9 protein-coding genes are annotated in these 13,550 nt (G+C 53.0%); 3 read left to right on the top strand and 6 right to left on the bottom strand.

Features of this window, described 5'->3' with window-relative positions:
• Positions 1-9: 9 nt before the first annotated feature.
• Entirely contained in the window at positions 10-1,353 is a 1,344-nt protein-coding gene (locus tag HA51_RS08305; protein ID WP_084934064.1) for an NAD(P)/FAD-dependent oxidoreductase, read from the bottom strand.
• Between the two features lie 248 nt (positions 1,354-1,601).
• Between HA51_RS08305 and HA51_RS08310 the strand changes: the two genes are divergently transcribed.
• Positions 1,602-2,351: an IclR family transcriptional regulator gene (locus HA51_RS08310; protein WP_084934065.1), complete on the top strand. Its 750-nt coding sequence runs from the start codon at positions 1,602-1,604 to the stop codon at positions 2,349-2,351.
• 267 nt (positions 2,352-2,618) lie between these two features.
• Positions 2,619-3,989: an MFS transporter gene (locus HA51_RS08315; RefSeq protein WP_158087364.1), complete on the top strand. Its 1,371-nt coding sequence runs from the start codon at positions 2,619-2,621 to the stop codon at positions 3,987-3,989.
• A gap of 54 nt (positions 3,990-4,043) precedes the next feature.
• Here HA51_RS08315 and HA51_RS08320 read toward each other — a convergent pair whose 3' ends face one another.
• Both HA51_RS08320 and HA51_RS08325 read right to left on the bottom strand, forming a co-directional pair.
• Positions 4,044-5,591, bottom strand: coding sequence for a sensor domain-containing diguanylate cyclase (locus HA51_RS08320; RefSeq protein ID WP_342744875.1), 1,548 nt, complete (start codon positions 5,589-5,591; stop codon positions 4,044-4,046).
• Between the two features lie 141 nt (positions 5,592-5,732).
• Positions 5,733-7,211 carry an MFS transporter gene (locus tag HA51_RS08325; protein ID WP_084934067.1) on the bottom strand — a complete coding sequence of 493 codons (1,479 nt, stop codon included), beginning with the start codon at positions 7,209-7,211 and terminating at the stop codon, positions 5,733-5,735.
• Positions 7,212-7,328: 117 nt separating this feature from the next.
• Between HA51_RS08325 and HA51_RS08330 the strand changes: the two genes are divergently transcribed.
• Positions 7,329-8,336 (top strand): helix-turn-helix domain-containing protein, encoded by a 1,008-nt coding sequence (locus tag HA51_RS08330; RefSeq protein WP_084934103.1) that lies wholly within the window; start codon positions 7,329-7,331, stop codon positions 8,334-8,336.
• Here the strand turns inward: HA51_RS08330 and fhuB are convergent.
• The 3 genes from fhuB to HA51_RS08345 are packed head-to-tail and all read right to left on the bottom strand — an operon-like array spanning position 8,329 to position 13,477.
• On the bottom strand, positions 8,329-10,248 hold the full coding sequence (fhuB, locus tag HA51_RS08335; RefSeq protein WP_084934068.1) for a Fe(3+)-hydroxamate ABC transporter permease FhuB: 1,920 nt from the start codon (positions 10,246-10,248) through the stop codon (positions 8,329-8,331). The two genes, HA51_RS08330 and fhuB, sit on opposite strands and share 8 nt — an antisense overlap.
• The gene (locus tag HA51_RS08340; RefSeq protein WP_084934069.1) at positions 10,245-11,129 is read right to left on the bottom strand and encodes an ABC transporter substrate-binding protein; all 885 of its coding nucleotides are present in this window, start codon (positions 11,127-11,129) and stop codon (positions 10,245-10,247) included. Before HA51_RS08340 ends, fhuB begins: the two co-directional genes overlap by 4 nt.
• A complete protein-coding gene (locus tag HA51_RS08345; RefSeq protein WP_084934070.1) occupies positions 11,129-13,477 on the bottom strand; it encodes a TonB-dependent siderophore receptor in 2,349 nt (782 codons plus the stop codon). Before HA51_RS08345 ends, HA51_RS08340 begins: the two co-directional genes overlap by 1 nt.
• Positions 13,478-13,550 lie beyond the last annotated feature (73 nt).

The raw sequence follows: 13,550 nt of genomic DNA on the forward strand, positions 1-13,550 counted from the left end.
ACTTCCCCCTTAATGCGTTTCAGAATGTGCGGATTTATCCAAGCGATCGCGCACTTGGTAATAGCTGCCGAGCAGTGGCATAAACCAGGTATTGCCGGTATAGAGCGGGTGGCCTGGCAGTGGTGACACCCCATATGGACTGGTGTTGAGCGGTGTGGCTTCGATTAAGTGGCGAGCCAAACGGTGGCCGAGCCAACTCATCATGGTGACCCCGCTGCCGTTACAGCCCACGGCATAGAAGCAACCTTGCGGTGTCTGGCCAATATGAGGCAGATAATCCAGCGTCACGGCGACTTTGCCGCCCCAGCTATGGCTGATTTTGATATCGCGTAACTGGGGAAAACGTTGCGTCAGGTGTTGATGTAAAACCCGCGCAGACTGTTGACGATCAAGGGCATAAAAACGAGCGCGGCCACCAAACAACAACCGAGAGCCATCTGGCGAGTAACGAAAATAGTGCGTCACGCGCTGGGTTTCCGCGACGCCGCGCTGATTGGGTATCAGCGTTTGTCGCAGTTCGGCAGGGAGCGCTTCGGTGGCAATTTGATGACTGGTGACAGGAACAATGCGTGAACGTAGATGCGCCATCTCTGGGCCAGTGTAGCCATTGGTGGCAATGATCACCTGCCGTGCGCTCACCGTGCCGCGTTCAGAGATAACCTGGTATTGTGCACCCTGTTTTTGAATTTGGCTGACGGGGGAACGACTGCAGATCACCACGCCTGCTGCACGAACCGTACTCAATAAACCCGCGTAATAGCGTGCGGGGTTGAGCAGGCCGGCACGTTCAATCAACACGCCACCGTGATAGGCCGGGCTATCCAGTTCTGCCCGCAGCTCCTCGCGCGTCAGGATTCTTGCCTGTATCTGGCTGACTTGGTTAAGCAAGGGTAGGCGCTTTTTCCAGCTTTCCAGATGTTGCGGGATCCACGCGGCGGCGAGGCGACCTGTTTGCCGATAATCACAGGCGATATGGTGCTGTGCGATCAGATCCTCTAGAAAGCGGTAACCGTTGGCTGCCTCAAGCAGCATCTGTTGTTTGTGTTGTTCATTGTTCTGCCTGATGGCTTTTTTCGAAGACATGGTTTTGCCCACGTTGATGCCACCTGTCACTTGGCCGCCACTCAGCGTGCTGGCCCCTTCGCCGGGCAAACCCGCTTCTATAACCACCACCTGCTTGCCATGCTGTGCCAGAGTCAATGCGCAGCACAGCCCTGCATAGCCAGCCCCAATAATTACGTACTCCGATTGGCGCGGGACATCGGCAGGTGACGCATCTTGTGGCTGCCATTGATCCCACCAATAGGGTGACGCTTTAAAATCCTCAGTAAAAATCGCCTGATTGCCCGTCATCGCAATGCCTCGTAAAAACGAACGTATTCATCGCATCGGCTGAAAAGTTAGCCGTTCCACAATAAGGAATGCCATTCCACCAAAATAACTTGGCATGATTTCGCCGCTGCTGCAAGTGTAAAAATTAAGCACTGAGCGTGAAATGTGGTCACTGCGGATGAAAACGCCGGGCAGCAGATGGCAGGCTGTGCCATATTACGGCACAGCAATAGGGGACATTGAGATTAGTCAGTCAAAAGGGTGAAACAATGCAGAGCCTGATTAAGAGTCTGAAAGTGTTGGAAATGGTGGCTGAGAAGCAGCCTGTTAGCGTGGGTGAGTTGGCCAAAATCATGTCCATGCCTAAGACAACGGCGCAGCGTATCCTGTGGACTTTTCACGAAGCAGGTTGGCTGCGTCTTATCGAAGGGGACATGCCGCGCTGGACGGTGAGTCCTCGCGTGCTGAGTGTGCGACCGATTGAATTGGCAGGAGGAGGTCTGGCCGCCGCCGTTCAGGAACCGATGGCAGAGTTGCGCGATCTCACTCAGGAAACGGTGTATGTCTCAGTGTATGACGGCAATGGAGCGGTAGTGGTGATTGATCGCTTAGAAAGCCCGCATCCTGTCCGGGCGGTCAGTCCTATCGGCGATATCGCCCCCATTCATTCCACGGCAAACGGTATGTCAATCCTGGCCTTCCTGCCAGACATCCAGCTTGAAAAGATTCTCAACGGAGAATTGAGCGCGTTTAACCCCGCCACCATCACTGACGCCGATAAACTTCGCGATGAACTGGCGCAGGTGCGCGAGAGAGGATACTCCATTAACCGTGGATATTATCGCTCTGGCATTTTCGCGATAGGGGCACCTATTTTTGATGCCGCGCATCAGCCGGTTGCCAGTATTTGTATCTCAATGCCCGATTCCCGCTACCGCGAAGACAAGATTGCGGAATGGGGGACACTGACGATGAAAGCCGCACAGGCCATTGGCTTCCAGAGAAATGCCAGAGGCTAATAGCATGACGCGATGACAGCGTAGTTGGGTTGTTATCGCGTTATAAAATAATGATATTTATTGGTTTATCCTGCACTCCTCTCTCTTTTGTCAGCTCGACAAACGGCCGTGTGACCCATAGCTAAATCCTCTCACCCGCATATTGACGTCTAATTTTTACTCGATTAACGTAATTATCGGAATGCCATACCGTAATATGGAATGACTTGATCATTCTGACTCGCGTTCAACTGACCGTGCTGTTATGCGGTGAAGATGGGGTTAATCATGACAACTTCTGCCACGCTTCCTGTGGTGACACCCGAGATGCAACGGAAAACGCTTATCGGTGCTGTTGCTGGCAATCTGGTCGAGTTTCTCGACTTTGCGCTCTATGGCCTGTTGGCCAGTGTGATTTCACGAATATTCTTCCCGCAGGATGCGCCACTCACCGCCTTACTCTCCGTACTGTTGCTTTACGCATCCAGTTTTCTGGTGCGCCCGATTGGCGGGATCGTGCTTGGACTGGCGGGTGACCGATGGGGGAGAAGAACGGTTTTGATGATTACCATTACCGGGATGAGTGTGGTGACGGGGTTAACCGCATTGTTACCGACTTACGCACAGGCTGGAACCACAGCGACGGTGTTGCTGGTGGTGTGTCGATTGATTCAGGGCTTCTTTGCCGGCGGTGAATATGCAACGGCCACCGACTATATCGTCGAGAACAGTGACCAGAAACGCCGGGCATTTAGGGCTTCATTTTCCCCGATTGGTGCGTATATCGGCACCGTGATCGCGGTGGGCCTCTACACGCTGTTATCGTCGTGGATCACTACCGCTCAGATGGAAGTGTGGGGTTGGCGCGTGCTGTTTGCTATCGGCTTCCCACTGGGTTTAGTGGGGTTATTGATTCGTCGTAAGCTGGATGAGAGTCCAGAATTTCGCGCGGTTGAGCGTGCGCGTCTGGAGAAAGACTTGCGCCCACCGACCATGGGTGAAGTGATCCGCTCACAGTGGAAAAACATGCTGATCTTTATATCGATATTGATGAGTCATACGCTGCCAAACTATTTGATACTCGGCTTCTTCGCGACTTACCTCACCACCTTTGTTGGTTTGGCAAAACCCGATGCGGCGATAGCAGTACTGGTCTCCCAGTTCGTATTGATTTTTAGCACGCTATTGCATGGCTATCTTAGCGATGTCGTGGGCCGTAAACGCTGGTTAATGCTGGGCTGCGTGTTGGTGATCCCGGCGATGTTTTTTGCCTTTACCTATGCCGAGCATGGCACGCTGAACAGTGCCATTATCGCGGCAGTCGTGCCCGTGATGATTTTCCCGATGGTCACCAGCGGCATGACGATCAGTCTGGTGGATATGTTCCCGGCAGACATGCGCGCCTCTGCAGGGGCGATGGCGTATAACACTGGGACGGCGTTGTTTGGTGGAACGGCTCCACTGATTGGCGCGGCGTTGATTGGCTGGTCAGGCAGTGCTTTTACGTTGGTTTACTACGTCGCGGCGGTGGCAATAATGTCCTTTATTTCGATTGGCTTATGGTTTAAATACTCACCCAAAACGGTGACGCATACCGTCGGTGCAGGGAATTCTATACCGTTGCAACAACGTGTCGAAAGCACCAGTAAAAGCCAGTGAAATAACCCGAAGAGGTTGAGCAGAATAAGGGACGTGGCGAGTCCCTTATTCTGTTTATGGCATTGATTTATCTCGGCCGCTGCGTTTTGCCAGGTATAAAGCGCTATCAGCGTCTTGTTTTAATTGTTCTGCCTCACCAGGTTTACCGGTTGACGTCAGGGTGCTGTAACCTGCACTGATGGTTACAACGCCCGCCGCGATATCCGAACTTTCGTGAGCGATACCCGTTTCTGCAACGAATTTGACCGCGCGTTCAGCCACTTTTTGCGCTTCCAAAAGCGAGGTACAGGGCAGGATAATCGCGAACTCTTCGCCGCCATAACGCGCCACAACATCACCGTGATAATGCACGCTATCTTTCAACGCCAGGCTCACATCCTGCAAGCACTCGTCACCCGCCACGTGTCCATAGGTATCGTTATAACGCTTGAAGAAATCGATATCGATCATCACCAGCGAGAGGGGGTCTCCGGTCTTTTCCGAACGTAACAGCGCCTGCTCCAGCAGCCCATCGAACTGGCGACGGTTGGCGAGCCCGGTCAAGCCGTCAACCAAAGCGAGTGACTGCAAGGTATGGTTTATCGTGGTGAGTTCGTCACGTACATGCGTAAGCTCAACCTGATTTCGCACATTGGTTCCGACCTGACGCAAAACAAAGATGCCCATCCCAGAAATGGTAAAAAGCAGCATGATGTTGAGCAGGACATTAGTCAGATTCGCGCTCATCCATTCCATCAGCAGGCGGCTACGGTCATAGCCTGCGGTGACGATCAGTGGATAGCGTTCAAGGCGTGCATAGCCGAAGACGCGTTCAACGCCATCTAGCGTCGATTGCCACGTGGCGCTGCCGCTGGAGCTGGCTTTGAGTTCGCTTTTGAATAACGGGCTGGCAGAGAGGGTTCGGCCAATAAAACTATCCGGGAAAGGGCGAATATAGAGTGCAGTCGCATCCGCCAGAATCAGGCCCAATACATCCTTTTCGCCCAGCGTGTAATAGCTGTAATACTGTCTGAAATAGTCCACTTTCACCGTCGCCAACGCAACGCCTGCGAAGTTACCGGCGCTATCATTAAGACGCACCGATACCGGTATCACCAGGTCACCGGTGGAACGACTGCGAATCACATGGCTAATATGAATATCCATGCTGGTATGGGTGCGATGCCAGATAAAATAATCGCGGTCGGCATTACTGGCGTTGGTCGGCACAAAGTTGCCCGATGAAGCGACCCAGTGACCTGCCGTATCGTAAACAAACAACCCATGCAGCTGAGGCAATTTGCTCTGCTGATCTTTTATCTGATGAAGGAACATGGGGCTTGCGGCAAATTCGTTACCGTTTTGCCGCAACTGCCTTACCGCATCTGCCAGGGTAATATCCACCTGTAGAAAAGCGTCCTCAGCTTGTTTCGCCAGCGACAGCGAGAGGTTGCGTGCGTCCTCTTCTTTTTCAGTGATATCCAACCGCCAGGAGTGCCAAAGTGACCACGTATTAATGCCGATAACCAGCAAGCTGATCAGCAATAAAAATACGCTCATGCTTCTGCCCAGCGATGTGGTTAACAGACGTGGCTTACTCTCTGAGATAACACGTTTACGCATTGACACTCTTATTAGATGGCTGACAAAGTGGGCCGAATTAAGACCAATATTACTAGAAACCAGACACAGTAATAAGCGAATAAAGGATAATTTATTCTGTGTTTCTTAACCCGCCTTGGTGTTTAGTCAGCCATCGCTGCATTAATCAGAACATGGCACGACCTTGCTGTTATTCTTTTTAGGGTGCAGATGAAATAAGAGATAGCTTGCCAGCGCCAGGCAACCAACACCCGTTGCGCCGTAGGTCAGTACACCTGAAAACCCCTCGGTTAATACCTGCGCGGCCACTTCAGGGTTCAGCGAAACCTGACTCCCCCCCGCAATCTGTTCTGCCATTCTGTAGCTATCAACAAGTGTCGGCATTAGCCGTTGTAAGCTGGCTGAGACACCGGTCACCAGCAAACTTCCCATTAGCGCAATATTGATGGCCAGCGAGATCAGGCGAGCGCTGATATCAATTCCAGAGGCCATTCCCACGCGGTTAGGCGTGACAGCACTGGTGGTGGTGTTGGTGACGGGCGTATTGGTCAGTCCGAGCGCCGTCCCGGCCAACAGCGCACCCGGCAGGAGACTAAAATGATAATCCACTGCGTATTTCATTAGCACAAAACCCAAGCCTATTGTCATCAACCCCAGCGGTATGACGCGCGCCGCGCCAAAACGCAGCACCAGCTTTTCACCGATCGGCGGCATCAATAAGGTTGGCAAAGTGTAGGCAAGCAGGGCCATACCGGTTGCCATGCTGCTATAACCGAGACCGCTTTGATAATAAACGGGCAGATAGATCATCAATGGCCAAAAGCTAAAGTTCATGCCAATCGAGCCCATCAGTGCACCAGAAAAAGGACGAATGCGGAACACGGAGAAATCGAACATCGGATGCGGATGACGCTGCTCGATACCGATAAACAGCGTTGTGCTGAGTAAAATCAGTAGCATGATAAGGCGGGCCTGTAAGCTGCTCCAGCCGAGATAGCCACCCTGGGTGATGAGATAGGTCACCCCGACCACGCTGACCGTTAGGGTAACCAAACCGCCCACATCGATCTGTTTGGCTTCATGATCGTGAGACTCAACCACGTTTCTCAACGCCAGAAAGAGGGTGAGTAACGCAATAGCGCCATGCACCAAGAATACCCATTGCCAGCTAAACCACGCCACCAGCATCCCGCCGATGATGGGACCAAAGCCCAGGCCAAACCCAAAGGTAATGCCCCATGCGGCAAAGGCTCGGCTGCGCGCTTTTCCCTGCGGAAACTGCGACGAGAGTATCGCGATCAAGCAGGTCAACATCGCGCCACCGCTTAATCCTTGCAAGAAACGTCCGACAATCAGCCACAAGGTACTGCCGGCCAGCCCACACATCACCGAGGTCAAGCCAAAGCCAATAATGCTGATGATGAAAATCCGTTTACGGCCATAGTTATCCGCCAGTGTCCCGGTGGCCATCAATACCGCAGTGCAGGCGAGGGTGTAAGCATTCATGATCCATTGCAACTCACGGAAATTGGCCTGCATCTCCTTTTCCAGCACGGGTAAAATCACCGGCACGCTGGAGATTTCTAGCCCCGACATTAACGCGGCCAAACATACCGCCAGCAGTGCTAACATATTCTTCATACTCAATCCCTGTACAACGTTAAGAGGGAGCCAGCATGAAAGATTGGGGCAAAGGTGGAAATCGATGCGCATGCCATATATCGTCAAGATCGTGCCAACATCCTCAATAAGGTTCCCATGCATATCACTGATTCCCTTCGGGCTCACGCTGTCGCGCCAAAAAACAGGCGGCTGGTGCTATTGGCCTATGAATGCCTCTGTACCTTTGAATTCGGTATTGCGGTGGAAGCCTTTGGACGTGTCGATGAGGTGCTCGGTGAGCCGCTGTATGATTTAAGCGTGGCCTCTGTGGAGGAGGGCGTGTTTGGCGCACAGGGGGGCGTTCGCCTGGTGGTCGATGGGGGGCTGGAAATGCTTGAAGACGCTGGCACCATTGTGATTCCCGGCTGGCGCAGTGTGTATGAGCCCGCATCAGAACAGCTCATTATTGCGTTGCAACGCGCTCACCAAAACGGTTCACGCATTGTCTCCATCTGCGCGGGGAGTTTTGTACTGGGCGAGGCAGGACTACTCAATGGGAAACGTGCGACGGCGCACTGGAACAGCACGCAAATTCTGGCGCAGAGATTTCCTGAAGTGCAGGTTGAACATGGCATGATTTATGTCGATGAGGGCAGTGTGATCACCTCCGCAGGTGGCGCGGCGGGTGTCGATCTCTGCCTGCATCTTATCCGTCGTGACTATGGCATTGAGGTGGCCAATCGTACCGCTCGTCGAATGGTGACGCCGCCGCTGCGCGAAGGTAGCCAGGCCCAGTGGATCCAACAACCTGTGCCACTGCGCCAAACTAAAAGCCTCGCCCCGCTGCTGGATGATTTGCGAACTCACCTCACTACCCCGATGGTGATTGAAGCGTTGGCACAGCAAGTTGGCATGAGCCGCCGCACCTTCATCCGTCGATTTCATACCGCCACCGGGACTTCACCGGGAGAGTGGATGCTCGGTATCCGCCTCGAAAAAGCTTGTGCTCTGCTGGAGAACGAAAGGCTGAGCATCGAGCAGGTGGCAGAACAGTCGGGCTTCGGTTCTCCTGAGACGTTACGTCATCATTTCAGACAGCGGTTGCACACCTCACCGACAAAATGGCGTAAGGCATTCAATGCCCAAAGATTGATGGTCAGTTAGATCTTTTTCGTTGTTGCCATAAGAACCACGGTGCGCCAATAAACGCGGTTAACAATCCTGCAGAAATTGGCCAAGGCCAAGAAATGTTACGTCCCAGCCAGTCGGCCAGCACCATTAATAACCCACCGAGAAGTGCGGCGGCGCAAAGTTGCTGGCGCAAGGCATGGGCACCCAAACTCCTCGCGCACTGTGGTGCCAACAAACCTATGAAGCTTAGTGGCCCAACCAGCAGCGTTCCTGCGGCGGTCAATAAGGAAGCAAGCAGTAGGATCAACAAGTTGCTGCGTCGTAAGTTGATACCCATTGACTGAGCTGTCAGTTGGCCCAAGCCTAACAACATTAACCAGCGCTGCATCAGTAGCGCTAAAGGGCACAGAATGGCGGCGATGCAGAGCGCGCCAATTGCCATTTCTTCATCAATATTGGCCGTAGAGCCGGTACTCCAGTTTAGTAGCATCAAGGCGCGGGGATCACCACTCAACATCAGGATCATCGTGAGCGAGCTGGCGAGACTGGTAAAGCTTAGACCGATCAGGACCATTTTTTCTGGATTGAACTGGCTGCGGGCACCAAACAGAAAGAGCAGCATCATGGCAATGACGCTACCTGCAATCGCGGCTGGCAACAGAGAGGCTAACGGTTCATGGGTGAGCACTGTCGTCAGAATTATTGCGAGCGCGGCTCCGCTGCTGATGCCCGTTAACTCTGGGCTTGCCATGACATTATTAGTCAAGCGTTGGATCAACACTCCGGCACAGGCCAGCATCATGCCCGCACAAAGTGCACCGATCACCCTTGGCCAACGCCAGGCTAACAAATGTAATGTCATGGCGTGTGACGGCTCACGATTGAACCAGAGTGACGCAGGGACTACCAGCAACACCAGCAACAGTAACATGCTCAATTGGAGGGAGGTAAAAGTGGGCTGTGCGCTGATACCCCTTGGTATTTGCGGTGGACTAACCGCACGTTGGCGTAATAACAGGATGAGTATTAAGGGGGCGCCCAGCAGTGAGGTGACAGCACCTGCTGGAATATCGCCTGCGGCGGGGGAATAACGTAAAGCGAGTTGATCAACCAATAGCAACAATAGTGCGCCAGCCAGAACGGTGGCTATCAATTGTTGTGAGAAGCGCCGTAATCCGCAGGCTTTAATGATGGCTGGCGCTGCCAGGCCAATAAAACTGATCATTCCGACTTGGCTGGTGATCATCGCGCTTAGTACTATCGCCACCCCCAATGCCATGATGCGCAACTGCCGCACTGACATCCCTAACGCATTGGCATGCTGATCGGATAATCCCATTACCGTCAAGGGTCGGCGTAGCAGTAGAGCAGCGAGCAGCGCGAGAATCAGCGTAATGGAAAGGAGTTCACTACTTCTCCAGCCGCTTTGCGTTAACGTTCCTGCCTGCCAGCTAAACAGATCACTTAAATAGTCGTGGTTGAACAGCACCAATAATGTGTTTAGCGAATTGCCGTACAGGCTTATCACCATTCCCACCAGAATGACGCTTAATGGTACAAAACCTTGTCGCGCGGTGAGTGCGACCAGAATAAAAATAGCGATGGCTGAACCTATTAATGCCAGCAGCGGCAGCCCCATGACCAGCAGGTTTGGCGCGAATACCAGCGCGGCCGACATGGACAGATTCGCGCCTGCTGCTATCCCTAGTGTGCCTGGCTCAGCCAGCGGGTTCTGTAACACCCGTTGAAACAGCAAACCCGCTAATGCCAGACCTGCTCCGCACACCAGGCTGATGACGATGCGTGGCCAAAAGCTTTGCTCCAGCAGCAGTGTGGCGAAAGGTAATGGATAGCGTGTCAGTAGCGTAGAGTAGTTCCCGGCAGTCACGACTACCGCAGTGATTAAGCAGATGCCCGCGAAGGCGAACGCGGAAATCGGTTTCATGGTGTCGCTTCCAGCGCAGCGGTGAGTTCAGCTGCTAATCCGAGGGCGGTTGCCTGGCCGCCGAAAGGGAAAAAGTGTTCGAGTCGCGTCACTCTCCCTGCTGCAATGATCGGCAAGTGTCGCCATAAGCCGTTGGGTTGCCGCGTTCGCATGAGTCGCGTCATGGCAGTGGGCAATTCGGTGTAAAACAGCCAGTCGCAGGAGAGATCGGCCAGTTCCTCAATACGCACGCGAGCAATGTGCGCAGCATTTACCGATTTTTGCCAGGCATTGTGTAACCCAAGCTGATGGATGACGCTATCGGCCAGACTCCCTTTGCCGTAAATCGTGGCGTATTTGCCATCCTGGTCCAGCAACATGACGAGCACGCGTAACGTTGAATGATGCGTCAATCGCAGGCGAAAAAGCCCCATCTCCACCTGCGCTTGCTGCAACCAGCGCATAGCATTAGACGCAACATCCAGGCGTGTTCCGGTCTGTGTTGTCCAATCGGAGAGCGCTTGCCAAAGGTCACCGGATGTGGCGTAAACAGAAAAGATTTCAACGGGAGCTATCCTGTTCATCTTAGCCATGACTGTCGGCGATAAGCTGTCGCTGATGATCAACGATGGGCGCAGTGCATCAAGCACTTCCATGTTGGGCTCCCAGAAGGGCCCAATATCTTGCACGTTCTCGGGTAAAACGGGATGTGGAATTCGGCGGCGGAAATAGCGGCTATCGGAAATCGCCAATGGGATAACCCCCAGGCAAAGCAGCGTTTCCGCTGCTGCCCAGTTGATCGCCACGATACGGTGGCGATCGGGATGTGACGTCGTAGCGCGAGCCGCAAAAGGCAGCATGACCAGCATTTTCAGGCAGGCACGACGGCTGAAGTGATCCATCAGAAGTTGAGCTTCAACGAACCAATGAAGGTGCGCTCCTGCCCTGGGTAGCAACTGGTGTCACCATCACAGGTTCCCACATAATGATGATCCAGCAGGTTCTGTACGTTGAACCCCACCTGGACCGTCTTATTCACCTGATATTTCACACCTGCATCCACCAGCGCGAAATTTTTAACCGGGATAGTATTGGCGTTATCTCCGAACATGCTACCGATATAGCGAACGCCAGTACTGAGCAACAGCCCATCCAGTACGCCTTGATGGAAACCATAATTCACCCAAGCAGACGCCATGTTTTTCGGCACATTGGCCTGCTGTTTGCCTTGATCACCATTGTTACTTTTGGTGATTTCGGCATTGGTGTAGGTGTAGGAGGCCAGAACGTCGAGATTAGTGGTCAGTTGTGCCTGTGTTTCCCACTCAATCCCGCGTGAACGCACTTCGCCTGAAGCGACCTGGTAACCAGTGGCTAAACCGTTAACGATCTCATTGGTCAGGACATTGGATTTGGTGATGTCAAAGGCGGCCAAGGTCATCAGCAAGTTACTGTCAGGCTGATATTTCACCCCAACTTCATACTGATGTGCCTTGCTGGGATCGAAGGTGCGATTCTGACTATCCGTTCCACTGTTTGGCACAAAGGATTCGGCATAGCTGATATAGGGTGCCAGCCCGTTACCGACCAGCCAGGTTAAACCAGCGCGGCCGGTCCAGGCATCTTTATCCACCCATGAGGTACTGCCGCTTAGGTTGTTTTGCGTGCGCATGCTGATATCGTCATGGCGACCGCCCAAGGTTAATAGCCACTGATCGCTGAGGTGGATCTGATCTTGCAAATACACACCCAACTGCGCAGTGGTCTGGTCGTTGTTGTTGACTGCGGTAGTGGGGTCAGAAATATCCAAACCATATATTGGATTGGTGATGCTGAGAGCGGGAGCAACAGCACTAAAGCGTTTCGCGTTTGCATCCAACCAGCTGTAATCGATACCGGCCAGCAGCGTATGTGCCACCTGTGCAGTGTTGAAATCCATCTGCATCTGGTTATCGATATTGAAAGCTTTCATGTGCTCGTCAAATCGAATCGCGTTGCGTGAAACGCTCTCCGTCGTGAAGTCCGGATCGCCTGGCAGCAGGTTGTTCAGGATGGTATCCGTTTGGCCATAACGTAGGTTCTGACGGAACTTGATACTCTCCGAAAGTTGTTGGCTAAATTCGTAGCCCACACTGTACTGCTCCTGACGAAAATGGTTGTAACTGTAATCGCCCAGCAGCGTGTCAGTGGTTTTGTTGCCTGGATTGGTTAGCACGGCGACGGTTCCGCCAGAAGTATCACGCAGGTAATCGGCACGAAGTGTCAGGCTGGTATCTGCCGATGGCAGCCAGGTCAGCGTTGGCGCGAGATAAAGTCGATTATCTTCGACATGCGGCCCATTGCGATACTGGAATTGTGTATCGCTGTCACGGGCCAGACCCACAACCCGGTATAGCCACTGGCCGTCTTCATCCAGCTTATCGCTGATATCAAACTGCGCCTGACGGCGGTTGAAATTACCCAGCTGCAATTCCACTTCATGCACACCGCGCGCGTCGGGCATTTTGCTGACACGGTTAACAATGCCACCCGCATCGCCAAGACCAAAAAGTGTGGAGGATGGACCGCGCACGATATCGATACGTTCGAGCGCGTAAGGCTCGGTACGGAAGTAGCTATAGCTGTTGTTTAACTGGCGCAGCCCATCACGGTAATCATTCGTGGTCAGTGCGTTGAATCCACGAATGTAAATCCAGTCATAACCTTTTGGATCAACACCATAAGTTTCTGTTTTCACACCAGGGACATAGCGCAAAGCTTCAGTCACACTCTGAACATTCTGGCGGTCCAGTTGTTGGCGTGTGATGACGGATACTGACTGCGGTACTTCAAGAAGCGGTGTGTCAGTTTTTGTGGCGCTATTGGTTTGTTCAGGTACTGCGGATGAGGCATTGAGTTTTTGAGTTACAGTCAGCGTGTCTTCACCCACATCAGAAGGCTTTACTGAGACAGTATCCCCATTCTGTGTCCATGCTAACCCGCTACCAGCCAACAGCTGATCGAGCGCACTTTGCAACGTCATTGACCCTTGCACGGCAGGGGCTGTTTTGTTAGCTAAAGATGCAGGTGCAGCAATCAGCTGAACGTTGGCCTGCCTGGCTAACTGATTAAGTGATGCCGCCAGTGGCTGTGAGGGCAATGCCAGCACCATTGACGTCGCTGCGTAAACGCTTGATACCGGTAGAGCGGCCACCAGCACCACCGCGAGACGCGGCGTACTAAGCGTGCGAAAAACAGAATAAACAGCCATTTATAATCCCCAGAGTTAAGATGAATAATAATCATTCTCTTCTGAAGACGACGCGCGGGCTAAAACCCTGACG

The organism is Pantoea rwandensis (genome assembly GCF_002095475.1).
In the GTDB taxonomy this organism is placed as follows: Bacteria; Pseudomonadota; Gammaproteobacteria; order Enterobacterales; family Enterobacteriaceae; genus Pantoea; species Pantoea rwandensis.